Source organism: Mesorhizobium sp. WSM4823, assembly GCF_055811195.1.
Window position 1 is genome coordinate 1 of the sequence record NZ_JBVVQL010000026.1, and the last position, 25,453, is coordinate 25,453.

Consider the following 25,453-nt stretch of genomic DNA (forward strand, 5'->3'; position numbering starts at 1 on the left):
CATCGAAAGCTTGACCCGGTGCTCAGGTCCTCATGGCCACCGGATACGCACGTCTGCGGTCTTCACCGGATGCGTACCCTGAACCTGCAGAGCGAGCCCCTGCATTCCGCGACGCATATCGGTCTGGCCGACTGCCAACCAGATCCGCACCTGGCTCGGAACCGGGATCATGAAACGCCCAGCGCCTTCACCATCGCCGCCGCCAGTGCCGGCGGCGTGGTCAGCGGAATCCGCAGCCGCACCTTGCCGGCGATCTCCAGCTCGATCACCGCTGGGGCCGCCGCCGGCACCGAAGCGGCGACAGGCTTATCGGGAACCACGACAACTTCGGCAAAGCCCGTCTCGCGGGCTCTGACTGTGCGGCGCCACTTATAGATCAGGCTGGTCGCGACATCGTACTGACGCGCCACCGCCGCCACCGTGGACCCGGGCGCGAATGCCGCGGCCAAGATCCGGCACTGATCCTCTTCACTCCAACGACGCCGCCGCTCCGGCCCGGTCAATAACGTCACATGGCTCATGCTGTGCTGCTAACTACGCTCGTAAGGACGACCTTAAGAGCGCAGCCTCGCTACCGTGCCATCCTCCCGCAAGGCGGCCTTCGCCGGAGGCGTACCGATGCTCCGCCGGAAAGAGCGGATCAGCGATCAGCGTACCCCATCCGGTGAAGCTTCGATTACCCACATCGTCGGTCACCGCCGCGCGCAGCCCTGGACGGTAGGCAACTTGAGGCAAGGGATGCCGGCCTCGATGCCGGCGGAAGGCGGAAGTTGCGCAGCTTGCGATAGACCCACATGCTTTTGAGCATGTCTTCGACCCTTGAGGCCGCTCCTTTCCAATTCATGATTCAAATGCGGATCGCCCCACCCGCGCTTTATGGACACGCACTAGCTATGTCTCGGATTGACGCACAAAGCTGGGTGACCTCTTCCAAACTATGGTCCGCGGTCAGGCATACGCGCAAAGCAGCGTTGTCGCGGGGCACCGTCGGATAAAATGCTGCGGCTACATAAAAGCCACGTTGCAGTAGCTCTGCTGCCGTATCCACCGCTGCCCGAGACGCACCAATCGGGACCATCCGGATTGGCATTCCGTCTCCTGACGATTGCGTCGGCATTTTCTCATCAAAACATTGAACAACCCTACTCAGGCGAGCCTGGCGCTCACCCAGCTCCGCAGAACGATGAATCTCTGCTGATGCTAAGGCACCTGCAATTCCGGCCAAGTCTGGCCCCATTGAGAATGCATGCGGGACGGCGTAACGTCTAAGCAGTTTCTCCTGCTCTCCAGTCCCAAGCATGAGAATACCGCCAGTCACTCCGAAGCCTTTGCTCAAAGAAGCCGCGATGATTGTGTTTTCGCCTAGATCTGTAATTTGGGATTTGGCATATCCTTGGCCATGCCTGCCCCGGATTGAGATGCCATGCGCATCGTCGATGTAGATGAATAGCCCATAGCGTTCTTGGAGACGCAAAAGCTCACTGATCGGGGCATTTCCGCCCATTGAGTACACACCATCGCATATGTAGGCGACGCACGTGTGTTTCCGACAGATACCCTCCAGTTCCTCAACGTCGTTGTGCCTAATTTGCAGAACCTCTGTATCTTCGGCCATAACAGCCTTGTGGTATGCCAAAGTGGCATGGGCAAATCGGTCGAACACAAGTACCGGCTTGCGTCCTCTGGTGAAAGCCCCGCATGCGAGTAACGGGAGCGCGCTCATGTTGGCTGTTAGAACCAACGAGTATACAACAACCCGAGCTTCGAAAAGTTCAGATAAGCTGCATTCGAGATCTCGGGTTAGAGAGAAATTCAGTCTCGTGCGTGCACCGGACCACTGTATCGAACGATACGACCCTAATGCTGCTATCGCAGCATCCACGATCATCGGATGGTTATCAAGCCCGAGATAGCTGCCTCTCGCGAATTCTATGACCGACCGTCCCGGCTCGAGCTCCACGTGTCGCCCTTCAAGCGAGCGAGCATACAGTGTCATTATTCCTTTCGAGTACGCATAGTCGAGATCTGATCTGGATTTCTCAATCACCCTTGCAAGATCACGAAATCTCCGCTTTTCCAAATCACTCTCCATTGCCATTGTCGATCATCGGAACCCGCCGCGTAGCCAATGTGTCTCTTCAAAATTTGTGCCAACATTGCGGAAAGGAGGCTGAACTAAATCTTCTCCATGTCTGTCAACGATTTGATCAGGACGCAGAGCAAACAGGCAGGGCCCGCTAGGTCGTTGGCTCGACAAACCTGACAAGCGCGTCAGCTGCGAGTTCGGAGGATATTCGAGAAAACCGCGGGTTCTGTACTATTGAGCGGGATAGGGGTCCAGGCTATTTTCGTGCCGCAAGCTGCGAATGGCGATCGTGGCTCCCGCGCGCTGGCTGGTTCTGGCTGCGACTAAAAACTCGACCCCAGACCGATCGCGACGGGGATTCAGGTTCTACCTTCATAAAGGCGGCGGGCTCTTAAGAACGGGTCTTCCAGCCGACTTGCCGGGCGGCAAGAGCTTTCGCGGGCAGTGCGAGGCGTGGACCATAACCAACATTGCCCACCATTACGAAATCGATGAGACCCGTCCTGGGGCTTCAAGAATCTGGTCTGATCACCCCATCAAACCGCGAAGTGCCATTCGCGTTCGCCCCGGCTGCGCAATTCTAATCAGCTCCGCGCGGCGAAGGCAGACCGCCCGCATGATACAAAGATCCCATGAGGCGACGGGCGGCCGCTGATTTGGAGTGCGCCCCTGAGGCCGGACAGCAACAACATTACGCCACCCTAGTCTAGCTTATGGCCTTGGGAGATTCTGCGATCAAGCCTCACCCCAGCTGTTAGCTGGATTCAGTTTGCGCTCGCCACAAGCGGGTGTAGGCGCCTTCACTTGTCACCAGATCAGCATGCTTTCCCTCCGCAACGACCCGCCCCTTTTCTAAGACGACTATTTTGTCGGCCCCACGGATGGTGCTCAGTCGATGAGAGATGACGACGACAGTCTTGCCGTTTCGACGCAGATCCTCAACCACGCGTAGGACAAACGCCTCGCCGACGGAGTCGAGTGATGACGTCGCTTCATCGAGGATCAGGATCTCCGGATCCCGGTACAAAGCACGAGCCAACGCTAGGCGCTGCTTCTCGCCCCCGGAGAGGCGCACGCCGTTCTCGCCGAGATAGGCCTGGAAGCCACCCGGCCAGCGCTCGATCACATCCCTCAGCCCTGTTTGAGCGCAGATGCGATGGATCTTCTCGATGTCCGGCTCGAATTCGCCAATTGCGATGTTGTCGATGACCGATCCCGAGAACACGTCGATCGATTGGGGCACCGCAGCGACGACCTTGCGCAGGGATACGGTCGAGAGGTCTTGGATAGCATAGGGGCCAATCCGGATGTGCCCACCCTCAAGGGGGTAGACATTCTGCAGCAGCGCCGCAAGGGTGCTCTTGCCCGAGCCACTTTCACCCACAACCGCAGTCATTCCCCCGCGGGGGAAGGTGACGCTAAGATCCTGGAAAAGGTCCAGCTGCCCGCCATAGCGGAACGTGACATTCCCCAGGTGGATGTCGCCAATGCCGCATTTGGTGGCGTCGATGCCCCCACCGCTTTCCGGCTCCAGGTCGAATATATCGAACAGGCGATCTGCCGCTATAAAAGCATCCTGAACGACCCGGTTGGTCTGGATGAGGCTGGCAACCGGCCGGGTGACATAGCCCAGCAAGGTATAGCAGGACAGTAATTCGCCGGGTGTGACGGTTTGATCCAGGGCAAGCGTCGTTCCGTACCACATCAGCATGATGGTGAATAGAGTTGCGAGGAAAGTCGAGGTGCTGTTTCCAAAGATCGAGATCAGGCCGGAGCTGTAGACGGAGTGCAGCATTTTAATGAAGCGGGTCTCCATCTTAAAGTTGGCAAAGCTCTCCATACCGGAGGTCTTGATCGTGGAGACAGCTCCGAGTGATTCCACCAGTTGCGTCTGCAGTTCGGCAGCGCTCACCATCACAGCGCGCTGGCGGCCCCTATTCAGCCGGTTAATGGTCCAATAGACTGAGAGGTACAAGGGGATGGAGACCGCCACGACCAAGGCGATCTTCCACGAGTAGAGGAACATCAGCCCTAACGAGAACAGTATCGTTAGCACGTCGACGAACATGTTGATCGAGACGTCGTTCAGGACGCTCCTGATCTTCACCGCGTCATTCATGCGGGAGATGATTTCGCCCATGCGCATGCTGTCGAAGAAGTTCTGAGGCAAGCTCAGGATGTGATTGTAGTAGCCGAGGATCAGCTGGACGTCGATCTTCTGCCCCGTTTGCAGCACGAGCCGGTTTCTGAGGAGATCGACCAGGATCTGCACAACCAAGATCAGCAGCATGGCGACGCTCATCAGGTTGAGCAGATTGCGGTTGCCCCCTGTAATCACATGGTCGACGATCTTCTGGACATAAATGGCCGTCGAGAGGCCAAGGATCGTGGTCACCAGCGCCCCCACGAGAGCCTGCGACATCGCAGCCTTGTGTGACGCAAGCAGACGCGCGAATCGAAGTAGTGGTGAGGTGGTCTCGTCGCCGCGCTTGAAGGTGTCTGCAGGAGCCAGGAGCACCAGGGCGCCAGTCCACTGCTTTTTGAATTCCTCGTGCGCTAGTTTGCGGATTTCACCATAGGCTGGGTCCATGATGATGACCCACCTAGCATCGATCGCCTGGATTACGACGAAATGGTGCAGAACCTCGTTGACGATTACGTGCGCGATGGCGGGCTTGGGGATCTTGTATAGGCTGTCGAAGCCACCCTTCACCCCCTTGGCAATAAAGCCCAGCTTCCGGGCCGCTTCCATTAGCCCCATCACCGTCGTGCCGGAGCGTCCGGTCGAGGCATACTGCCGGATCCGCGGCAATGGCAGCTTGTACCCATAGAAGGCCGCCACAGAAGCAAGGCAGGTCGCCCCGCAATCCGTGATGTCGCGCTGCTTGAACTTGATGACTTTGCTCGACATGGTGGCTCGGCTGGCTGTTTGGAATGTCGGATCAGTGTCCCGCCAAGAGCGGATTGAGCCAATCATCGACCTCATTGTAGAGGAGTTGCAGGAGAGTCTGGTCGCCCAGGAGGAAGCGGGCCCGCACGGTCATCCCTTTCTTCAGGTGACCGATCGCCCCGTGCTTGAGGGTGAGATGGCGACGAGACAGCGCGCAACGGACCAGGAAAACCGGGCTCCCGTCATGGAGAGAAAAGTCCTCCGCCACGTTCAGCACTCTCGCGTCTATGAGACCCCATTGATTGGGGTTGAATGCATCCACTTGGAGATGCACCCACTGGCCTGGGCGCACGAAACCGATATCGCTGGGCGAAACGTAGATTTCCGCCACCAATTCACCATCGGGCGAAACCCAAGCGACCGTTTGCCCGGCCTGGACATAGCTGCCTGGGCTGAGAGCTGTGAACTGCTGGAGAGCGCCTGCCACGGGGGCTCGAATGCGTGTCAGATCCCGTTCGTTCTCCAGCTGATGCAAGTCGGCCGTGAGCTCCCTGCGCCGTAGGTTGACATCAAAAAGCTGCTGGTTCCATTCGGCGGATTTGCGCCGCGCGAGGATCTCGCCCTGAACCTCAATTGTCTGAAGGGCGAAAGCCTTTTCCTCAACGGCTTTTCCGGGCGCTACAGCAGCGGAGAGCAGTCGCTTAGCACGCTCGAGTTCCGCGGCGGCATTACTGCGGGCATATCTGTTCTCCCGCAGCAAGTTGAGGAAATGTGCGTGTTCGGCTCTGGCGGACGCGGTCAAGAGGCGGATCGGGTCGTCGGCTTGCGTACCGGAGGAGATCAGGGTTTCGAGGTCACGGGCAAGATCGCTCTTTGCACGAAGATCGCCTGTCAGCGCGCTGAGCTTTTCCTGAATAACCTCGTCATCGACGGCTAGGATCTCTTGCCCCTGGGCAACCAGATCGTTTTCAATTGCAAGGATGCGGGAGATGCGTCCGGAGACTGGTGCAACTAGGGGCGTCTTCTCAACGGTGGGTCGAATAATACCGGCACTTTGGAAAGATAGCATTACGGTGATGAAAGGCAGCGACGCCAAGGCCGCAGCCACAGAGAGCACGATAATCTTGTAGATGATCAAAGCTCTCTCTGATCCTCGAGAAAGGATGCTCTCTGCAGTGCAGTTGGCGAGCTCAGGAACAAGTGAGATAATGATGCCGATCTCGCTGGTTACAATGATATTGGTCGATGATGTCGCCAATTATCCACCATGTCTTCGGCGCGTAAAACAACGAATCCTACCGCAGAAACTAAGGCCATGAACCAAAGACCACCGGAAGTTGCCGATCCCGCTTCTCGGATTGACTCGGTCAATCCGTATACTGATGTTCTCGGTATTCATTGGTTTCCTTTTTCAAAACGATGAATGTCGGCCATCATTCTGCCGTTTGGCAGCACTCCCCCGCGTCCAATGGCGGCGATACCCATGCCGACCATGCAAATAGAGGCCAAAAAGGCGTTCTGTAGCTTTATTCCCAATCCAACTGAGAGTGCGTCGGCCGAACATCACGCTGCCGGCAAGCCCAGCCGACAACTGCCTGGAGATGACCGAGGTCAACCCCAGAGCAGTCTCGAATAAAATAAATCTCTTAATGATGCTTAACATATTCTATCACAGCTGCTATACCAAGAGCTATCGCAGCAATTCCGCCAAATATTGCCGACGCCAGCCAGAACCACCCTCCGGACGTTGCACACGCTTCTTCGCGCGTTAACTCGGTCACACCATAGTCTTGCATATTGGTCTTCATTTTTTCTTTCCTAGAGCTTGAATCACGGGATGAAACAATAGCTGCACCGTAGCGGCGTGTGCCGCCGCACAAGGAGATCATCAAATGTCGTGCCAACTGTACAGGAAACTCCAAACAGCGCTTGCGCATCGTTAGAGGCTTAGTTGCGAACGCGGCCACACATCGGGCCGAACATCAACATGTCGCGAATTCGACAAACTCGACAAACCCGACAACAGCCTACCAAAGTCGTTCTGATCGTCTGGAGAGGATGCTCTCTTCCGTACACGTAGGCTTCATTGTTCCCGTAGAGAACAGGCACATCAGTAACGATGCTGTCGGCCGGCAGATCGCCGGTCCTCCTCTCAGCCCAAGAGAATGAATCCGTGATGCCGTTCGGCGGCGTGTGGTGCCAAGCAAAGAGAACCTCAAAAAGACATCCCAATCCCACGGGGAGCGTCTTAGAACCCTGTTCAGCAGATTCAACGGCTACATGGAGTGCGCGCGTGTCACCAGCAAAGCATCGCGGATGGCGGACCCGACAACCGGAAAACCGCCAGCAGGACTAAGTCGTCGCGTTGGGTTGGCAATGAGGTCAGGACCCGGTGTCGGACAGAGGCCGGACGGCCTAAGCAACCGAGGCTGTGTCCACTGGGTCATAGTTGCCTGCCATGACGCAACTCGACCGATCGGCCGCTTGGGCCTTGCCCGGCGTATGGTTTACCCCTCACTGTCCGATATCGGTCAATTTCGTTGTGGCACGCTAGATGCAAGGGTCCTTCTGAACACATTAAGGATGCCTCCTATGATCAGGCCCACGGAAGAATGCTATCGCCGTATTCGAGACCGCGCCCTCGCGAATCCCCAAGCTGCTCAAACGTCGGCGGCTTATCTTGGAGGGAGCGACTGCGCCCGATTAAAACACGGGATAAGCTTGGAAAGCATCTCGCTGACCGAGACGCGATCATTCGAAGCGGGCAGCGGGCCCTCGATCGCGCCGCCCCACACCTCGCCGACATGAGTGCCGATCTCACCACTATGCTGGGATCCAAGGGCTTCACAGCTGACCACTCGAAAGCTTCTAGCAACTCCAGCGGCGCGGAGGAGAATGCCCGTGTGGAGCGTAAACCAAGCGGCCGATATTCGCCCCGATCATCGCCTGATTGGGAAACACCTACACGAGCAGGGCAAGTAGAGCTCTCTTGCATTGGAGTGGGTGCCGGGCCGTCCAATTTGAGCCTTGCGTGTCAGATACACGAGCAAATAGGGCAAGGGGCCCTGTTCCTGGATCGGCAAGTCGACTTCCGCTGGTACCCAGGCAGCGCATTCGATTCCTCGGAGCTCCAGGTCAGCCACTTCAAGGATCTGGTCACGCTCGTGAATCCGCGATCAGCCTACACTTTCATAAACTACCTGCACGAGAACGGGCGTCTCTACCATTTCCTGAATGCACAGTTCGAGGCCGTGCTCAGAGCTGAGTTCGAGCAATATCTGAGCTGGGCCTTCCAAAGGAACCCGCTTATCCGGGGCGGCCAGACGGTGCGCGAAATTCGCTTTGACGGCGAGTTTCGGGTGCGCACGGATAACGCGGCTCTCGGCGCCAGAAACGTCGTGATCGGCATTGGCAAGCAGGCGAAAGTTCCGCCTCAGTTTAAGGGGTGGACTGGACGCAATCTGTTCCACTCATCTGAATTACTGCACATCCACCCTGAGGTGCACAAAAAGCGTGTCTGCGTGGTCGGCGGGGGACAGTCGGGAGCCGAGGTGCTGTTGCATCTTGTCGGCCTGCCGGAAGAAGGGCGGCCTGCCTCAATCACTTGGGCCTCGCAACGCGAAAACTACCTGCCCCTCGACGACAGCCCGTTCACAAACGAGTTGTTCATGCCCTGCTTTTCGGATCGTTTTGCGGCTATGAGCGAGTCACACCGCAGGCTGTTCCTGCGGCGTTTTATGCTTGCTTCGGACGGCATTTCGGAAAGCACTTTGCGCGCTGTTTATCGGGCGCTGTACCGCCACGCATTTCTTGAGCCAAACCGATGCGCAATCGCACTGCGGCCGGGCTGCACGGTCTTGCACTGCACCAATGCCGGCGCGGCTCACAGGCTGACCCTGCGGCACGGCATGGACGAGTTCGAAGAAGTCACGGCCGACATCGTCATCCTGGCCACCGGTTACGAGAACGCGATACCAGCCTTCCTGGAACCAATGGCGGACCGGCTGGAAAAGGTCGACAATGAACTGGCCATTGGCGACGATTTTTCGGTGAGCTGGGATGGACCGTGTGACAGACGCATCTTCGTACAAAACGCGAGCCTCGGGCAGCGCGGGCTGGCTGATCCGAATCTAAGCCTACTGGCCTGGCGAGCGCGTCGAATCCTCGACAGCCTTCTGGGACGCGCGCCGACTGTGAGCATCCCGGCTTCATCAGCTCTACCGCCGTCGACAGCTGGATCGACCCCGTTGCAGAAATGGGCGGCGGGATATGACCTGCCGACTACGGATCATCAGCATCCAAGGAACGATGTCGGCCTTCGCCGTAGCGAAAGCCGGAGCCTTCTCCGAAAACATCGTAACTGAAATGGTGGACTCAGCTGCCCATCTCATGACTCCGCGGGCGAGCATTTCCCCTTCGGCCGCAAAGACCTTAGCAGGTCGCTCACTCGAAAATGCGCAGTGGCCCTGGTGGCCATTGCTGGGTCGACGCTCAGCGGAGGGTACCGACCCGTAGCAGTGGGCCTCGTGGCTCATCGGTGGAGCTCATGTCGCGCATGTGCCGGCCCTGATCGCCCAGCCTCAATGGGACCGTGTCGCATTAACGTGTGTGGGACACGGCTTGCGCTGGGTCAGACTGCACGAAAGGTCGCCGACCGAGCAGTCGCATCATCAACAGCATGGTCGGCCGTGTACCCTTCAGACGTACTGCCCCGCAGATGTTTACAAGCCTCGACGATCTCTCCAGTGAGGAGGGACAACGAAGCCCCGCAACATACCCAGAGCGGAACGTGCTTAGCACCGCCGCCCCAGATGCCGTGGAGTAGCGCTGCGTCGATGCACAGCCTGACCCGAGCCCGACTGCCATAAGCGGGATGTTACACCACCGTCCTACGAACAGGAGGCTTTTCGCATGTTGACTGATGCACAAAGAGAAAAGTGGCATAAGGACGGCTATGTCAGGCTCGAAAGGTTTTTCGATGCCGTGGCTGTGGAACGCATTTCCAGTTTTGTTGAAGACGTATCACGCTGGGAGGTCAGCGATGAAAAATGGCTCATGTGGTTCGAGAAGACGACGGATAATCGAAAGATCACCTCGAAGGCCGAGAATATTCTCGACTTCCATGATCCATTGCGTCATCTGCTCCTCGACGATCAGCGCATAGAGGCTGCCGTCGAGGAGCTGCTTGATGAACGGTCGAGCAGGCTCAAGGAGTTGCTGATTTTCCACTATCCCGACAGCGGCGGCTATCGCCCGCATCAGGACATCTATCACATTCCACACGGACTGCCCGACCGGATGGTCCATGCGGTCGTTGCGGTAGGCATCGATGACTCCGACCCGCGCAACGGCGGCCTTTTCTTCAGCCCCGGCAACCACAAGAAGGGGATCTTTCCCATGGATGCCTGTGGCGTGATTGATCCTGAGGTCGCCGAAACGTTATCCTGGGAACCAGTAATATGGAAGGCTGGCGACATCTTCATCTTCGACGATTACGCACCGCATTGCTCGCAACCGAACAAGAGCAACCGTTCGCGGCGGACGCTCTACTTGGTCTTCCAGCGTGCTTCAACCGGTGGGCCGACCCGCGCCGAATATAATGTGCTTAAGCGCGCCGTTAATCCGCCAGAGGGCAAAGTGGCCGATCTAGACAATCTCAAGCCGCCAAACGGCATTTTCTATCGCGATTGAACTCACGCAGCTAGGCGAGGCATGCACAGGAAACTGATCGGCTGCTCAAAATGCGGAGAGCATTGCGTTTTCGATTGTGGGCTGCTGGAGCAGCGCCGTAGCCGTCACGGCTTTGGCACGACGATTGTGGGGTGGTCGCCGGGCGATGACGCCTAAAACCGTACTGGAGTGCCCGTCTTGGCCCGCCTGGGGGCTAGAGTTGGATTATTCTGGCGGGAGCGCCAACGGGTCCGGGCTGCCGCCTCTCTTCGTGACTTGCGGCAGAGGCTTTGCGTTGGCGGCCGAAGATACCACTGCTTGAACAGCTGAGGTTCGTTATGCGCAAATCCACGTTTTCTCGAACGGAACTGTCGCGGGCGTTCGGTATCGACATGGCCACGCTTGGGATGGGAAGCGCGGGCACCGGTTTTTCATTTGGCAAGGTGGCACCGGGCGTCACATCCGAGCCCCATCGGCACGACGAAATCGAGGCTTTCGTGGTCCTGTCTGGAGCGGGCAAGGTCAGGACCGACCTGGGCGAAATCTCGATCAAAGCCGGCGATATCGTTCTGTTTCACCCTTTTGAAGCGCATGTACTGTGCAACGATGGGGACGAAGATCTAGACTTCGTGGATGTCTACTGGCGTGACGGCAAGTCCGCCCTGGATGCCGCTGCACAGGTGGCGGCTCCCCGCCGGCCGATCTTCGTCTTCTCCACGCCGCCGACGCCTAATGGCGATCTGCATCTGGGGCATCTTTCTGGTCCATATTTGGGTGCAGATGTCTACACGCGTTTCCTGCGCATGAAGGGGGCCGAAGCCTACCACCTGACTGGGAGCGACGATTACCAGAGTTACGTTGTGACGCGTGCCGATGCCGATCAATCGACGCCCGAAAAGGTGGCTCGCCACTACGCGGACGAGATTCGCACCACGCTTAGTCTTCTTGACTGCGAGGTCCACAGCTTCCTGCACACGATGGGCGATGCCGCTTATGGCGACTTTCAAGCTGCGTGTTTCCGCAGTCTTCTGAGCAGCACGGCGGTAGATCAGAGCCAGAGCCCTGCGCTGTTTGACGCCGTTACAGGCGATTACCTTTATGAGTCGGATGTAAGCGGCCTCTGCCCCGATTGTGGCGCCTCCGCTGGTGGCAACATCTGCGAGGAATGCGGCGCGCCGAACCTATGCCACGACCTGGGTGCAGCCCGGTCACGGCACTCGGCCGAGGCGCCGCTGGTCGGCTCCGTGCGCCGCCCCGAACTTGCTCTGGAACGGTGCTATGTCAATATAGACCGGCATTTAAGAGCGTCGGGCGCCCCCGTTCGGATCATGGACCTCTTCGCGCGTCTACGCCAACGCGGCGACTTTTCCGTGCCCATTACCCACCCCTCGAACTGGGGCCTGCCTGCGGAAGGGCTCCCGGGGCAGGTGATCTGGGTCTGGCCGGAGATGGCTTTCGGATTCCTTTACAACATCCAGACGCTAGCTCGCATGATTGGGCGCGACTGGAATGCGGAGATGCCCAGCAATGACTGGCAGATTGTCCATTTCTTCGGTTTCGACAATTCCTTCTACCACGCGCTACTCTACCCCGCTGTTTATTCCGAGGTGTTCTCCCACTGGACCCCGCGAGTCCGGTATCACGTGAATGAGTTCTACCTGCTCGATGGGCAGAAGTTCTCGACCAGCCGCCGCCATGCGGTCTGGGGTAAGGAGGTTCTGGGACCAAAGACAGTCGACGTCGTGCGACTTCATTTGGGCCTGACACGCCCGGAAGGTGAGCGGACGAACTTCACGCTGGACGCGCTACGCCGCACCGAGAATGAGGTGTTTCAGGGGATCTGGCTGAATTGGCTAGATGCGCTGCACCGGGAAATCAACCAGGACTTTGGCGGCTGTGTGCCCGACGCAGGCGACTGGGCTCCCACAGATCGCGCTTTCCTTGCTCGGATAGAGAACCATCGCGCAGCGATGGAACGCACCTATTCGGACGATGGCTTCTCGGTCCGTCGCGCGGCCGTGCAGGCCTGCGATTTCGTGCGCGATTGCGTAATCTACCGTCAGGCGCAAGACTATGCAGTGGCGCGAAGTCTCTATCTCGCCCGCACCCGGACTTGGCTCGCGCTTCAGGCAACGGCCGCTGCTATCCTTGCGCATACGCTCGCACCGCTGATGCCCCGATTTGCCACAACGCTTGCGCGAGGCATTGACGGCGTCTCACCCGAAACATGGCCCACGTCCGTGCGGCGACTTGCGCCAGGGACGATCTTTGATCTCGGACCCCTGCTCGCGTTCTATGCCAAGTCAGAAAACCAAAAATTCCCAGCGAGCGTATGAGCTATCCGAACCTCGACCGGAGGTGCGCGGCAATCAAAGCCGATGAAGACAATGTCTTTACTCGCTGCCGGCTGGCGCCTGAAGGCCGCTACCTAACTCTTGAGACCAGATTGGCCAACTGAACCAGCAAATGGTTGACGCCGAGCTTCCAGTCCTTACTGCTGCAAATGGCGGCGTGGGCTCTGCGCTGAACAACCGCTCCGGCATTGGGGATTGCCGTCCGAGTACGGTCAAACCCGCCATGGTCGAGGCACTGGAATATGCAACGCTGCCGAACCTCCGTCATGAAAATAGTGGAAGGTGCATGCGGCATCCGCCGTCTAGCGGAACAGCATACGCAATATCAGGCAGCTCGCACTCGATACGCCCGGCCTCATCGACCCGGCGCTGTTCGCTGTTCTAAGCGATTTACGCACCAGAGATGCGTGTCCAAAACCTGACAGCCGGCAGAAAACATGTCGGGATGGAAACAACCGTCCTCTTGGCTCTGTTCGACTTATCGAAGCCAATAAAGCGTTTGCAGCGTGCCAGGCGCGCTGGCACGGCCTTTGCTCGTTTAGGGGCGGCGATGGTGGGTTGACCCGCATGAGACCACGCAACAGGTGTGATGGCCTCCCGTGTGTTCCGTTCCTGAGGGTAGTGCCAGATCGCTTATGGACGCTAACGAGGTCCGGGAAAAGCTTTTGGAGAACAACATGGTGTTGCGTATCGAGTCCCCGGCTCCTCAGATCAAAGTCAGCAACTGGCTCCGTGGCAAGCCCCTCGCGAACTTTCAACCCGGCAAGGTGTACCTTGTTGAGTTTTGGGCGACTGGATGCGGACCTTGTGTGGCGGCGATGCCCCATCTGATGCAGCTACAGGACAAATTTAAAAATAGCGGATTTGAGGTGGTCGGAGTCGCAGCTAGCGAAGATGGCCCGACCGCGGAGGAGACGCGGACGAGCTTGGATGCTTGGCTGGTTCAGAGATTCCCCAATTTAAATTATCGGATTGCCTTCGATTACACAGGCGAAATGAACAGGCTTTGGATGAAGGCGAGTTCTTCTCTCGGGATTCCTGCCTCGTTCCTGGTGGACCGCGACGGCCGCATCGCATTCATCGGCCACCCATCGGAACTCGATGACGTTTTACCCAGAGTTATAGGAGGAAGCTGGCGCAGCAGCGACGAAGCGAAAGCCGCCGACAAAGGGCGGATCGATGGGAACCAGCGCACAGCGCGCGAACTGGCGCTGACCGAACCCATATACGCCAAACTCCAGCCGGCGGTGCAGGCGCAGGAATGGAAGGCGGCACTCTCGGCCGTCGAAGAAGGCCTCGCTTTGATGCCAGACAATTACGGGTTGCGGCATACTCATGTGGATCTTCTGCTTCACAAGATGCGCGACATGGAGACCGGGTTGCCAGTTATGCGCCAACTTGTCGGAGACGCTATCGACAAGAAGTTTGAGGCCGTGTCCTGGATGGTAATGGCCCTGAAGCAACTCTTCGATCCCTCGACGAACAACTCCCATCTTCCCCCTGCTGAGCGCTTCGCGATGGGCAAAGAGCTGTCTGAACAAATCTTGGCACTGAGTCCGCCAGAAAACGACGGCCCCCTTAAATTCGTTTGGTACGTTCCAGTCGCTGAGTACCATTATGAGTGTGGCAACAAGGTTCGCGCGATCGAGCTGATCGAGGTTGCGCTGAAATCGCTCGACCTTCCGGAGCCAATGCCGGATCACATCAAACAGTACTACCTTACCCCCTTGCTCCAAGCCTTGGCCAACTACACGGGTGAGAACGCCTCTTACGCGGATCTCTGCGTGGTTCCACAAACTAAGGCTCCGGAAACTCAAACCGCAGCCGCCTGATGAGCAAAGATCACAAAGGAATACGTGAATTGAACCTGGTCGATTTCTGCGGCGGCGCCGGCAGGAAGTATGCCCCAAGCATTAGAGGCGGGATCGTTTGCTGCAAATAGGCTCAGACATTAGTGACCAACAAGCGGACACGGCGTGGAAGAGAAGTTCGAGCCGTTTTGCCACGTCTTTGAAGGCGTCTCAGTCCAGGACGTGTTCGAGATCGGCCATGAAGACCTCAATTGCCCTGAATCGGGTCCCCCACGCGAGCCGCCGGTTGCGCAGGTGTGCCCGAACTCAGCGTACCCGAAAGCAGAAATCCTCCGTTGCGGACGAGGACTGGAATTTGAGGAAACGAAATTTCTCACTGCGCCTGGCCCGCCGTCAACAACGAGCGCCTTGCCCTTGTTGGAGTAATTCTGGAGGTTTTCCGATGCTCAGGAGTCCCAGGGCTTATGCAAAGGAAATCGGGGACCGAGCTGCTGGCCGGCTTCATTATTCACGGAACTGCGCCGCAAGTCCGATCATTCGCAATCCGGATCCGGATCCGGATGTGGAGGCACTATGCTTTCAGGCCAGCGGAGATAGCGATCGAGGAGAGCTCAGGTGTGATGAAACTAACATTGAAAGTTTCTGGGCCTCTGGCTCGTGCTTTTCGCGGACGGCAGCTGTTCGTTTCTGTCGAGGCGTCCGCCGGTTGGGCATTCGAGACTTTCCGGGAAGTCGCGGACGGAACCAAACTGGGTCGACGATGCGACTGCAGCTATTGTGACATCGCGCGGGCGTGAAAGACCGATTTTCGAGGAAGGATCATGTCGAACTTGGATGAGATGGTGAAGAAGGTCCGAAAGCTTCAACTGCGCGCAGCAATTGCTAAGACGAACCTGCGCGACCTGGCTGAAGGTCTTCCGGTGAAATGGACTGAGATAGAGGAAGTGGCCGAGAAGGCGCACGCCGTCTATGCGGAGTTGCACGGTGCCAGGAGAGAACTCACGAAAATGAAGAGTTTACAGTGACGAGCGCATTCATCACGCGTGACGGTTCCAGATGGGTACCGGAATATTTGACGACTATAGATGGCAAGATCTGTATCGGCTGCGGGCGCTGTTTCAAGGTCTGCTCCCGTGAAATCATGCACCTTTACGGTGTAGATGACGCGGGTGAAATCCTCGGCACCTGCGACGGCGGTGACGACGACTTCGATGGTGAGCTCAATCGCATGATCATGGTGGTGGACCATGCTGGCCGATGCATTGGCTGCGGAGCCTGCGCCCGTGTCTGCCCAAAGAACTGCCAGACTCATGTCGCGGCCGACCAGATCTCGGCCTGAGCAGCATGATTGACGAGAAATCAGGAGAACGCATTGCGCCTAATCATCTTTTGTCGGCTCCTGGGGATGGTCCTGTGCGGCAACGCTGTGACGGTTTACTTCGCATCGGATTCCATCCGTCTGGCCGTCTTCACGACGCTGGCCCTTTGGCTGTTTCTCCAGGTGGCTTATTTCACGAGCGTTCTATTTCTAATCTGGCGGTCCAGCGGCGTTCGCGGCGAGCAAACGGCTGAGCTTTTCGATAGCTCCCAGGAAGTTCAATTCCGGTCGTCAGATAATGATGAGGTTAGGAATGAACGTTCAGATCTGCGCCAGCGCAATCAAATGCTCGGCATAGCGCTGCTCCTCCCTTGATGCGCCGTGGCAATATAAGCCACAGCTTCCTACAGATTCTGCGCACCATATTGAGTTGATCATTGCATGAGACAATCGGATGCGACCGCGTTCTGGTGGTCGTACTGCCATCGAACGCAGTTTCGCCCATTCTTTCGCGGGCACAAGCACCCGCGTGGTTCGTCTCGACGGCTAACGAAGCGCCGTAAAGCATCAACAGTGGCGCTCTTTTGGAATGCAGCCGCCACTCTTAAAAGCGCTCGTGCACCGCTAGTTTCAGGGCGATCACTTTACCACTGGAGAAAACATGCTGAAAAGGTTCGCACGCTACCCGCTCACCTTCGGACCCACCCCCGTCGAGAAGCTCGACCGGCTCGGCAAGCATCTGGGCGGCAAGGTGGAAATCTACGCCAAGCGCGAGGACTGCAACTCTGGTCTCGCATGCGGCGGAAACAAGCTGCGTAAGCTTGAATACATCATCCCCGATGCGATCGCGTCAGATGCCGACACGCTCGTCACCGTCGGCGGCGTGCAGTCCAACCACACCCGGATGGTAGCAGCGGTCGCCGCCAAAATCGGCATGAAATGCCTCCTGGTTCAGGAGAGCTGGGTTCCACATGACGATGCCGTCTACGACCGGGTCGGCAATATTCTCTTGAGCCGCATCATGGGGGCAGAGGTTCGCCTGGTCGACGAGGGCTTTGACATCGGCATCCGCCAAAGTTGGGAAAAAGCTCTCTCTGATGTCAACGCAAGGGGCGGCAGACCTTATGCGATACCAGCCGGGGCTTCTGTCCACAAATACGGCGGCCTCGGCTATGTCGGGTTCGCCCAGGAGGTGCGCGCTCAGGAGAAACAGCTTGGGTTTGCCTTCGACTACATTGTCGTTTGCACGGTTACCGGTTCAACGCATGCCGGCATGCTCGTCGGGTTCGCCGCGGACGGTCGACAGCGCAACGTGATTGGTATCGATGCCTCCGCCACTCCCGCCAAGACAAAGGCGCAGGTGCTTGGCATTGCGCAACATACAGCGATGCTCGTCGAACTCGGAACTGAACCTGCTGAAGATGACGTAGTGTTACTCGAGGAGTACGCGTATCCGCGTTATGGCATTCCATCCGAAGAAACGAAGGAAGCAATCCGGCTGTGCGCTCGGCTCGAGGGCATGATTACGGACCCCGTCTATGAGGGCAAATCGATGCAAGGAATGATCGACCTCGTGCAGAGAGGTTTCTTTCCAGAGGGATCGCGCGTCCTCTATACCCATCTCGGCGGCGCGCCGGCGATCAACGGCTACGGCTACACTTTTCGCGACGGCTGATGCTCGACGGATCTCCGCGTACTGTGCCCGCCGTAACAGCGCTGCGCCAAGTTTGACCGAAGGTCGGCCGAGATCACCGCGATTGCATCGGCGCTCTCGCCTATCTTGAGCAGATTGGCGCGACCGCTTCGGGGGAAGGATCCTCCTCGAAGAGCACGTCGCGCGGAGGCACCGAGAAGCGCCTCGGTCCGGATCTGACAGAGCGGCCAGTGCGATTGCTACATGAGAAAGCTCAAGTGCCGATGCGGGAGATTGTCCCGCCTGCGTTCGTGCAGCGGCCCCGAACTGCGGAAGCCGATCTGCTGCGCTGCGCTCAAGATGAGGTCGGCCGTCTGCGGTCGCAGTTGCCAGTTCCCTGCAAGAGCCGATTGACCGTGGAAACACTTACGCCCGCGGCTTTCGCCAGATCGGCGATCGTTGGCCTGTTCACCAGCCGTCTCGCATATGCAATTCGTGAATGACGTCTTCCAAGTGCAAATGCATGTCAGCGCAAAAGAGGCGTACGTTTCCGGATCCTTCGAGGAGAGGCCTGACATGTTGCAAGAAATCTCCACGCCGCCTGACGCCCTATCGGCAAGTTTGTTCGGCCGCGGCCGTTTTTCCCGATGTCACCACGCGCTGCGGCTGTGCGATCCGAAGCCGCGTGGCGCGCTGCAACGCGAAGGCGCCAAATCTGGCTGACCTCAACGGACAGCGCTTTCGGGACCTCAACAACACTTTCGCCATCCTGATGCATAGGGATGGCTTTGCCCCGGCGCTTTGATGCGGTTGCGCGCATCCTTCGTGACGGCAGCCGCCTTTTGAATTCGACGGCACATGAGATCGACCTTGCTGAACTACCTGCTCGATTGTTTTCCGGCGATCGAGCAGATCCATTTCGTCAAGCGTCGATACTGAGGCTGTGACGATCGCTATCAAGCTGCACGCGCATTCACTAAGCGCACGAGCATTGCCAGATCGAAGGGCGCCTATCAGGTATCCTTTGATTGGGCCGAGGCGGGGGCCAGGGGAGGATATCCGCAACATCGCTTCGGCGCAGGCGCCTGCGCCCGCGCCGGCTTACGCAGGCGCCGACCATCGATTGCCGATGACGTCGTCATTCGTGGCTTCAATGATGCCGATGCTGGTTATGGACGTGCATGGACGATCCTCCACATAAGGGCAGGCTCGGCCCGGCCATCAATCGCCGCCGTGGAAACCACAACCTCTCCTTTTTCTCGGCAGTACGCTCCACGATCAATGCGACCGGGATCAAGGATAACAACCGCAGCCTGCTCGCCATGGTGCTGCCAAAACAGCACCACTCGAAGGGCGAAGATCATCAAGGTCGATGCTATGGAACAGCCCTTCGAAACGGCATCGAAGGCGCGTACCTGGTCGTGCTGAACACCACAAAGAGAAGGAAACGCTCTATGGAACAGATTGCCACCGTCGGCCTGGATCCGGGCGCTCACGTCAATTCATGGGAGGCCAAGGGTGCCTCTTTGCAGGATCGGAATTGCTTCCATCCTGCTGCGCGAAGATTACACTCGAAGCAGGTCCCGCAACCGAAACCCCAGCTATGTCGATGCTCGCGGTCTCCGCTATAGCAGGTGTGACTTTCTTCGCAGATGAGCTTCACCAGCGCCTCGCCGCCCAACCAATCCGCCAGCGCCCAAGTCTGCGCCTTGTCCAGCCGCATGAGGGGTGTGTGAATGACGAAACGCGTCTCCTTCCAAGGTTTAGGGCAAGTTGCATCGCTTTAACTGCGTCATCTCGACAATCCGGGTAGCTGAAACGATCCATCTCGGACACGCCGATCACGAGGTGTTTTGCGCCGATCCGGTAAGCTATCGCGGCCGCAAAGGCGAGGAACAGAAGGTTGCGGCCAGGCACGAAGGTATTTGCTAGACCGTTCGCGTTCACTGCGAACTCGACGTCGCGCGTGAGCGCGGTATCACTGATTTGGCCGAGCACGGCCATGTCAATCATGTGGTCCTCGCCTAGTCGTCCACGCCAGGCCGGAAAGTCTTTTCGAATGCGCCCGAGCAGGTATGACCGCACATCGAGCTCGATCCGGTGCTGCTGCCCATAGTCGAAGCCGATTGTCTCGACGCGCTCGAAGTTCTCCAGCGCCCAGGTCAGGCAGGTTGTCGAATCCTGGCCGCCGGAGAAAAGGACGAGTGCGGTTCCCGAATCTCGTTGCATCAGGTCAACCCTCGTATTCAGCCCAGCACAGCGGCGTCTCATAGACCGTTACCGAGCACATCTGGCCAATAATCGGCTTGGTTTGATTCCAGATCCAGACTGCAATGTTTTCCGCTGTCGGATTGTCGAGACCCTCAATCTCATTCAGACAGTGATGGTCGAGACATTGCAGAAGCGGTCCGAACATAGCCTCGACATCGAAGAAATCGACGACAAAGCCCGTGTTTGGGTCGACGGGCCCTTCCAGACGCAATTCCACACGGTATGAGTGGCCATGCATGCGGTGACAGCGGTGGGTGTCTGGCACGCGCGGAAGACGGTAATTTTCATGGGATCCCGAGAAGCTTGTGGGTTTGCAGGCTCAAGCTCCAACGTGGGTTGGTAAGACAATAGGCCACTGCGGCGGCTGTATTCGCTTCGCGCTCGGGCCCATCTATCGGCTGAAGCAAAAGGTGCTCAAACGCGAGAACTTCGAAATGTTCAGGCTCCGCGCCAATCTGAGGATATACGAGCTTTAGCTCGTCCCCTGCCATGACCACGAGGCGTGCATCGCATTTCGGACTGACGCACAGCCAGTCGATGCCGTCGGGTGTGGGGATAGTACCGTTGGTCTCCACGGCAATCTCAAACGCCAAGGAATGCAGCGCTTCCAGGAGTTCTTCATCGATCTGGAGAAGGGGTTCCCCTCCGGTGAGCACCACAAGACGCTGCCCAGTTCCCGACCCGCGCCAGGCTTGCTCGACCGCCAACGCAAGCTCCCGTGAGGTGGCAAAATGTCCGCCACCGGGGCCATCTACCCCAACGAAATCGGTGTCGCAGCATCCGCAGAATGCGCTTTCCCGGTCGCCTTCACGTCCCGACCAAAGGTTACAGCCGGCGAAACGACAAAATATGGCAGCCCGCCCGGCATTTCGTCCTTGACCTTGAAGGGTCTAGAAAATTTCCTTGACGGCATATGACATTGCTTAAGCGGCCTTCGAGTGAGCAAGGGAGCATCTCTGCTGGCTTACGAGACACGGCAATGGGCGGGAAATCTCCCACTGCACGTTTGCAGGTCGTTCCACCTTTGAGGGTCGTTACCGAAAACCCACTCCCCCGAACTCCATGGAGAATTGGGTCTCAGCGGGAGGCTGCGGGGAAGGGCCTCTCGCTCCCCGAAGCCTATCACCTCGAGAAACCACTGAATCACATCGCTCATGCCGATGATGCCTTGACGAGGACGAGGCGTGAGAATCCTGGCGTCTCCTCGCAAGCCTGCCTCACAGCACGGAAGAACTCGCTCATCAGCCGCAAGCCGCGTTCCAGGATGAGGCGGTCGAGCGATGAGTATGCCGTGTGCGGCGGCAGGGCGCCGAAAAAACCTGCCATGTCCTGATCGGTGATCTGAAGGGCTTCATCGATGGTCTTGCCGACGATGAATTCGTTAAACGCCGAGGAAGCGGTTATGGCCGAGCCGCGGCCGAAGGTCTGGAACGTTGCGGCGGCGATCGTTTGCGTCTTACGCGACGGCGCCGACCTTCGCCGGCCGCATTGGGGGTGTCCAAAGCGCCGACATTGTTCGGGTTGATGAAATAGACCTTGTCGCTGAAGAGGTAAACGTTGTCGGTGTCATCCCGCATGGTGCCGATCCTTGTCGTTATGGCGGCTAGCGGATCCTTGTCGTTATGGCGGCTAGCCGAAGGACTTGCCGCAGGCTCATTTGTCCCGCGCATTGGGATTGTGGAAGACAAAGCCCGAGGACTCCAGGTCTGTGACGAAGTCAACGGTCGTGCCGGCGAGATGGGGCTGGGAGCTTGCGTCGACGAACACCTTGACCCCGTTCGCTTCCATGATGGCATCCCCCTCGCGCGAGATGCTTTCCAGACCCATCAGGTATTTGAGGCCGGCGCAGCCGCCCGCCTCAACCATGATGCGAAAGCCTTCCGCCGGTTCGTCGGCGCGGGAAAGCGCGGCTTTGACGGCGGCGACGGCGTTTTCAGTGAGTGTGATCATGGGACTATTTTCTTGCTGATGCGTTCGCAAGCCACGCTGCACAGAACGTGCCAGAGAGGAAAATTGGATTAGGACACCGGGGTTAGCGGATTTGCGCCCTCTCTCACATCCAACAAATTGTCGGATGTCGGACAGAGTGAAACCTTGCGTACAGAAGCGGCGTTGGACACATCGCTAGTGCGTGGCCTGAGCTAGCGTTTTCGATCATATGAATGTGGACCGGTGTAGGGTGGGAAGCTCTTAGTCGTGCTGCGCTCCATAAGCCGCCATCGTCACCACACAGTGAGGTGGCGAACACCGGCTGGTCGATAACCGCGTCGAGCGCGCCTTCTCGAAGCAGGCGCCACCGATTCTGCGTCGGCTCGTGGGTGCCGAACACCACTCGCGTGCTCGGTCCGTGGCGTGTAGTGCGGCCGCCATCTCGCGAGGGCCGACTGAGGCATTGTATATGTCGTGAAGCCAGAGGGGTGGGTCAAGACGCCGCCCAGGGAACAGCGCAATCACCGCCAGGGCGGTCACGGCCACGATTAGAGGCCGCGGTCAATTCCAGTTCTGTTGCGAATCGCGGTCTCGCTCGTCCGCGTTCCAAAACGAAACTCGAGCGAGCACCGGTCTCGCCGTCACATCGAAGGAGAGAAATCGCTATTTGTCACAGCCACTCGTCGGCAAGGATCCCGTCACGGCCGAGGTAGAGAAATATCAAAGCATCGTGGTTGCAGTCATGCTGGAAAAACCAGTGCGGTTGTGTCAGTCGCCCCCGCCAACAACGCCGCCGATAGCGTTGCCGCAAAGGCGGGTGCTGACTGTCACGCTATCCAAAGCGTTGCAACAGATTCGTCAAACAAGTTCACAGACTCTTTGTGAATGCAAGTCGCTGACCATGATACGTTCGCTTTAAGGCAGAGATTGGCCGCAGCTAATCGTCGAAATCAATGGTTTGGAATGCGTGAACATAGAACCTGCAGCGTTGATCGTAAGCGCATACAGAGAGGCCCTTCAATGGATATCGACATTTTTGAAGCTTACGAGTCTAACGTTTGTCGCTATGGCCGATCCTTTCCAACAGTCTTTAAAAAGTCACTTGGGGCGACAATATGGGACGAGTCCGGCAAACCATATATTGATTTCCTTGTAGGCTCCGGCGCGCTAAACTACGGTCATAACAACCCGGATATTATTACGCCGGCAATTCAATATCTCGTCGACAAAAATATTGTCTTGTCGCTTGATATGTATACAGCTGCAAAGCGTGATTTCATCGAAGTGTTTGTCGAGTCGATCCTGAAGCCCCGGGGCCTTTCTTACAAGATACAGTTTCCTGGGCCGACCGGGACAAACGCTAACGAAGCGGCGCTGGCGCTGGCGCGAAAATATACCGGCCGCTCGAGTATTATGGCCTTCACAAATTCGTACCATGGCATGTCGCTCGGCTCCTTGGCGGTGTCGGGTTCAGCGTCAACCCGACAGCTTGCCGGCGTTGCTCGCCACGATGTGATCCGTGTCCCTTATGAGAACTATCCGAACCAAACTTTCGATTCCGCGAGTTACATTGATCACGTGTTGGGCGACCCAGGCAGCGGGATAGAAAAGCCGGCGGCAATCATCCTGGAGCCCATCCAGGCAGAAGGCGGCATGAATACCGCATCCGCACCATGGCTTACAGAAATTCAGCGCATTTGCCGTAAGCACGACGTTGTTTTCATCGTCGATGACATTCAAGCAGGTTCGGGACGAACGGGCGATTTCTTCTCGTTCGAATTCGCCAAAATCGAACCCGACATCGTGTGTCTTTCGAAATCGCTGAGCGGTTCAGGTAATCCGTTGTCCATAGTTCTGATTCGCCCTGACATGGACATATGGAATCCGGGAGAACATAGCGGGACCTTCAGAGGCAATAACCTTGCCTTCGTGACTTCATCTGCCATGTGCACAATGTGGTCCGATAGGCAATTTACTACAGCTGTCGAGCGGACGGCCGTCAAACTGCAAGAACACCTTGATCGCCTCGTTGCGAAATTCCCCAAGTGCATCGAACAAAAGCGCGGCCGTGGTCTGATGGCCGGCCTCAAGTGCCGTTCACAGGCAGTTGTTGGCCGTGTGCACGATGTCGCGTTCGAAAACGGCCTGCTGATCGAATCCTCGGGGCCAAATCGCGACGTCATCAAAGTCCTTCCGCCGATAACCATCTCAGATGACGAACTCGATCACGGCATTGCCATCCTCGATCAGGCACTACAGGAGAAAACCAATGGCGACTAACCAAGTACCTCAAACGCCGGCCATCTCGCCGCTTACCATCAAAGAACGAACCGGATCAATCAGCACAGCGGAGATTATCGCAGTATTGAAAGGTGAGATCACCGCTCTGCACATCAGGCAAGCTTTCAGCAGCGAAACAGCCGACGAGATCACCGCGAATTTTTTTGGCAGTCCCGGTCTTAACGAGCGCAAAGATGGTGTCCCCGGACAATATGTCGGCGCATCCCACTATAGGAAGGATGCAGCCACCTATTTCGCGGAGGCAGAAACTGCGCGGCTGCACGTTGACGCTCTTTTTGGCTGTTTAGTTGACCCGGTCCGAGCCTTATTCGACGCGTTGAAGCGCGAGCTTCACAACCAAGGCATTGAATTGCGGCTTGCGCGCTCAGAACACGGTCAGGCGAACGTTTGTCGGGCTCTCAGTTGGACCGGAAGCGGCACATTTTCATTGGACCCCCACGACGATGTCGCTCAAGTGTTAAGTGCTGGGAACGATTACGAGCTTTCTGCGGTGGCGCACAACACCGTCGCAGCACTCAACTTTTATCCCAGCATGCCTGAGCAAGGTGGAAACTTGAGGCTATGGAGTCACAAGCCGACAGTCGCAGATCGAAAGTCGCAGGGTGTGGAGACCACGGGATATCCCTACTCCGCAGCTTATCTCGAGGCCGTGCCTAGTCGCGAAATCCAGCTCAAGGCCGGGGATATCGCGCTACTTGACGGCGGTTTCGTTCATGGGGTTACCGGTCAATCAGGCAACGGAAAGCGTCGCGTGCTGCTGAATTGCTTTTTCGGATTTGCGCGGCCAGATCTTGTTCTCTGGTGGACCTGACGTGAATGTCGCAGCGACTGACCGACACCTCCGCACTTTGCGGCCGAACTGGCCTGCTGCTGTAGGCCCCCAGGTCGCTCCCCACTCGACCACGCGTTTGCTCATTAAGAACGGCTACTGCTCAAAAAGATGCTGCTGGCCATCATGCCTCTCGACATCGGCAGGCGGCAGCAGTGGCGTAGAAGTGCCAGCCGATTCGGCTCGAGCCGCATCTCCTGGTGTTCATCGACGAAATGGAACCACGCGCCTGCGGCCCCGTTGCCTAAACGGCAACGGGTTCATCGCCGGGCTGCGCTGCCATGGCTCACCGCCCATTTCGTTGTCGACAACCGATGAACTGGGGCATGTTTGAGACTCATCGAAACGGAGTTCGCTCCGA

21 protein-coding genes and 3 pseudogenes are annotated in these 25,453 nt (G+C 57.6%); 11 read left to right on the plus strand and 13 right to left on the minus strand.

Features of this window, described 5'->3' with window-relative positions; genetic code table 11:
- Positions 1-167 precede the first annotated feature (167 nt).
- From tnpA to AC0L26_RS30955, 5 genes are all read right to left on the minus strand, one after another.
- On the minus strand, positions 168-521 hold the full coding sequence (gene tnpA, locus AC0L26_RS30935) for an IS66-like element accessory protein TnpA (RefSeq protein ID WP_473635948.1): 354 nt from the start codon (positions 519-521) through the stop codon (positions 168-170).
- 353 nt (positions 522-874) lie between these two features.
- Entirely contained in the window at positions 875-2,098 is a 1,224-nt protein-coding gene (locus tag AC0L26_RS30940) for an aminotransferase class I/II-fold pyridoxal phosphate-dependent enzyme (RefSeq protein WP_473635949.1), read from the minus strand.
- A 742-nt stretch (positions 2,099-2,840) separates the two neighbouring features.
- Positions 2,841-4,997 (minus strand): peptidase domain-containing ABC transporter, encoded by a 2,157-nt coding sequence (locus AC0L26_RS30945; RefSeq protein WP_473635950.1) that lies wholly within the window; start codon positions 4,995-4,997, stop codon positions 2,841-2,843.
- 31 nt (positions 4,998-5,028) lie between these two features.
- Positions 5,029-6,114, minus strand: a complete 1,086-nt coding sequence (locus AC0L26_RS30950) for an HlyD family secretion protein (RefSeq protein WP_473635971.1) — start codon at positions 6,112-6,114, stop codon at positions 5,029-5,031.
- A 508-nt stretch (positions 6,115-6,622) separates the two neighbouring features.
- Positions 6,623-6,784: a hypothetical protein gene (locus AC0L26_RS30955; protein WP_473635951.1), complete on the minus strand. Its 162-nt coding sequence runs from the start codon at positions 6,782-6,784 to the stop codon at positions 6,623-6,625.
- Between the two features lie 1,212 nt (positions 6,785-7,996).
- Between AC0L26_RS30955 and AC0L26_RS30960 the strand changes: the two genes are divergently transcribed.
- From AC0L26_RS30960 to AC0L26_RS30995, 8 genes are all read left to right on the plus strand, one after another.
- Positions 7,997-9,340: a lysine N(6)-hydroxylase/L-ornithine N(5)-oxygenase family protein gene (locus AC0L26_RS30960; protein ID WP_473635952.1), complete on the plus strand. Its 1,344-nt coding sequence runs from the start codon at positions 7,997-7,999 to the stop codon at positions 9,338-9,340.
- A gap of 547 nt (positions 9,341-9,887) precedes the next feature.
- Positions 9,888-10,667, plus strand: coding sequence for a phytanoyl-CoA dioxygenase family protein (locus AC0L26_RS30965; protein ID WP_473635953.1), 780 nt, complete (start codon positions 9,888-9,890; stop codon positions 10,665-10,667).
- A gap of 317 nt (positions 10,668-10,984) precedes the next feature.
- Complete coding sequence (locus AC0L26_RS30970; RefSeq protein ID WP_473635954.1) at positions 10,985-12,982, plus strand: class I tRNA ligase family protein; 1,998 nt, start codon at positions 10,985-10,987, stop codon at positions 12,980-12,982.
- 695 nt (positions 12,983-13,677) lie between these two features.
- Positions 13,678-14,832, plus strand: a complete 1,155-nt coding sequence (locus tag AC0L26_RS30975; protein WP_473635955.1) for a TlpA disulfide reductase family protein — start codon at positions 13,678-13,680, stop codon at positions 14,830-14,832.
- 800 nt (positions 14,833-15,632) lie between these two features.
- Positions 15,633-15,836 (plus strand): CCE_0567 family metalloprotein, encoded by a 204-nt coding sequence (locus AC0L26_RS30980; RefSeq protein WP_027162749.1) that lies wholly within the window; start codon positions 15,633-15,635, stop codon positions 15,834-15,836.
- Positions 15,833-16,150 carry a ferredoxin III, nif-specific gene (gene fdxB / locus AC0L26_RS30985; RefSeq protein WP_473635956.1) on the plus strand — a complete coding sequence of 106 codons (318 nt, stop codon included), beginning with the start codon at positions 15,833-15,835 and terminating at the stop codon, positions 16,148-16,150. The genes AC0L26_RS30980 and fdxB overlap by 4 nt, the downstream gene beginning before the upstream one ends.
- 33 nt (positions 16,151-16,183) lie before the next feature.
- Positions 16,184-16,504 carry an exopolysaccharide production repressor protein gene (locus tag AC0L26_RS30990; RefSeq protein WP_473635957.1) on the plus strand — a complete coding sequence of 107 codons (321 nt, stop codon included), beginning with the start codon at positions 16,184-16,186 and terminating at the stop codon, positions 16,502-16,504.
- 286 nt (positions 16,505-16,790) lie between these two features.
- The gene (locus AC0L26_RS30995; RefSeq protein ID WP_473635958.1) at positions 16,791-17,804 is read left to right on the plus strand and encodes a 1-aminocyclopropane-1-carboxylate deaminase; all 1,014 of its coding nucleotides are present in this window, start codon (positions 16,791-16,793) and stop codon (positions 17,802-17,804) included.
- A gap of 313 nt (positions 17,805-18,117) precedes the next feature.
- On the opposite strand, the gene AC0L26_RS31000 is transcribed toward AC0L26_RS30995, so the two are convergent.
- Positions 18,118-18,234, minus strand: coding sequence for a LacI family DNA-binding transcriptional regulator (locus AC0L26_RS31000; RefSeq protein WP_473635959.1), 117 nt, complete (start codon positions 18,232-18,234; stop codon positions 18,118-18,120).
- 23 nt (positions 18,235-18,257) lie between these two features.
- Here AC0L26_RS31000 and AC0L26_RS31005 point away from each other — a divergent pair, with 23 nt between their 5' ends.
- A complete protein-coding gene (locus AC0L26_RS31005; RefSeq protein ID WP_473635960.1) occupies positions 18,258-18,485 on the plus strand; it encodes a hypothetical protein in 228 nt (75 codons plus the stop codon).
- A 446-nt stretch (positions 18,486-18,931) separates the two neighbouring features.
- Here the strand turns inward: AC0L26_RS31005 and AC0L26_RS31010 are convergent, their stop codons facing one another.
- The 7 genes and pseudogenes from AC0L26_RS31010 to AC0L26_RS31040 all read right to left on the minus strand — a co-directional run bounded on the left by AC0L26_RS31010 (position 18,932) and on the right by AC0L26_RS31040 (position 21,983).
- A complete protein-coding gene (locus AC0L26_RS31010; RefSeq protein WP_473635961.1) occupies positions 18,932-19,258 on the minus strand; it encodes a hypothetical protein in 327 nt (108 codons plus the stop codon).
- Positions 19,255-19,991, minus strand: a pseudogene (gene queC / locus AC0L26_RS31015) (7-cyano-7-deazaguanine synthase QueC). Before queC ends, AC0L26_RS31010 begins: the two are co-directional and overlap by 4 nt.
- 4 nt (positions 19,992-19,995) lie before the next feature.
- Positions 19,996-20,298 carry a 6-pyruvoyl trahydropterin synthase family protein gene (locus tag AC0L26_RS31020; protein ID WP_473635962.1) on the minus strand — a complete coding sequence of 101 codons (303 nt, stop codon included), beginning with the start codon at positions 20,296-20,298 and terminating at the stop codon, positions 19,996-19,998.
- A gap of 19 nt (positions 20,299-20,317) precedes the next feature.
- Positions 20,318-20,953, minus strand: a pseudogene (queE, locus tag AC0L26_RS31025) (7-carboxy-7-deazaguanine synthase).
- A gap of 232 nt (positions 20,954-21,185) precedes the next feature.
- Positions 21,186-21,359 (minus strand): hypothetical protein, encoded by a 174-nt coding sequence (locus tag AC0L26_RS31030; RefSeq protein ID WP_473635963.1) that lies wholly within the window; start codon positions 21,357-21,359, stop codon positions 21,186-21,188.
- A 21-nt stretch (positions 21,360-21,380) separates the two neighbouring features.
- Positions 21,381-21,479, minus strand: a pseudogene (locus tag AC0L26_RS31035) (iron-sulfur cluster assembly scaffold protein); the annotation flags it as partial.
- Between the two features lie 207 nt (positions 21,480-21,686).
- Positions 21,687-21,983, minus strand: a complete 297-nt coding sequence (locus AC0L26_RS31040) for a HesB/IscA family protein (RefSeq protein ID WP_473635964.1) — start codon at positions 21,981-21,983, stop codon at positions 21,687-21,689.
- A gap of 999 nt (positions 21,984-22,982) precedes the next feature.
- Here AC0L26_RS31040 and ectB point away from each other — a divergent pair.
- Positions 22,983-24,242 (plus strand): diaminobutyrate--2-oxoglutarate transaminase, encoded by a 1,260-nt coding sequence (gene ectB, locus AC0L26_RS31045; RefSeq protein ID WP_473635965.1) that lies wholly within the window; start codon positions 22,983-22,985, stop codon positions 24,240-24,242.
- Positions 24,232-25,074, plus strand: a complete 843-nt coding sequence (locus AC0L26_RS31050; RefSeq protein ID WP_473635966.1) for a 2OG-Fe(II)-dependent halogenase WelO5 family protein — start codon at positions 24,232-24,234, stop codon at positions 25,072-25,074. Before ectB ends, AC0L26_RS31050 begins: the two co-directional genes overlap by 11 nt.
- The last annotated feature ends 379 nt before the right edge of the window (positions 25,075-25,453 follow it).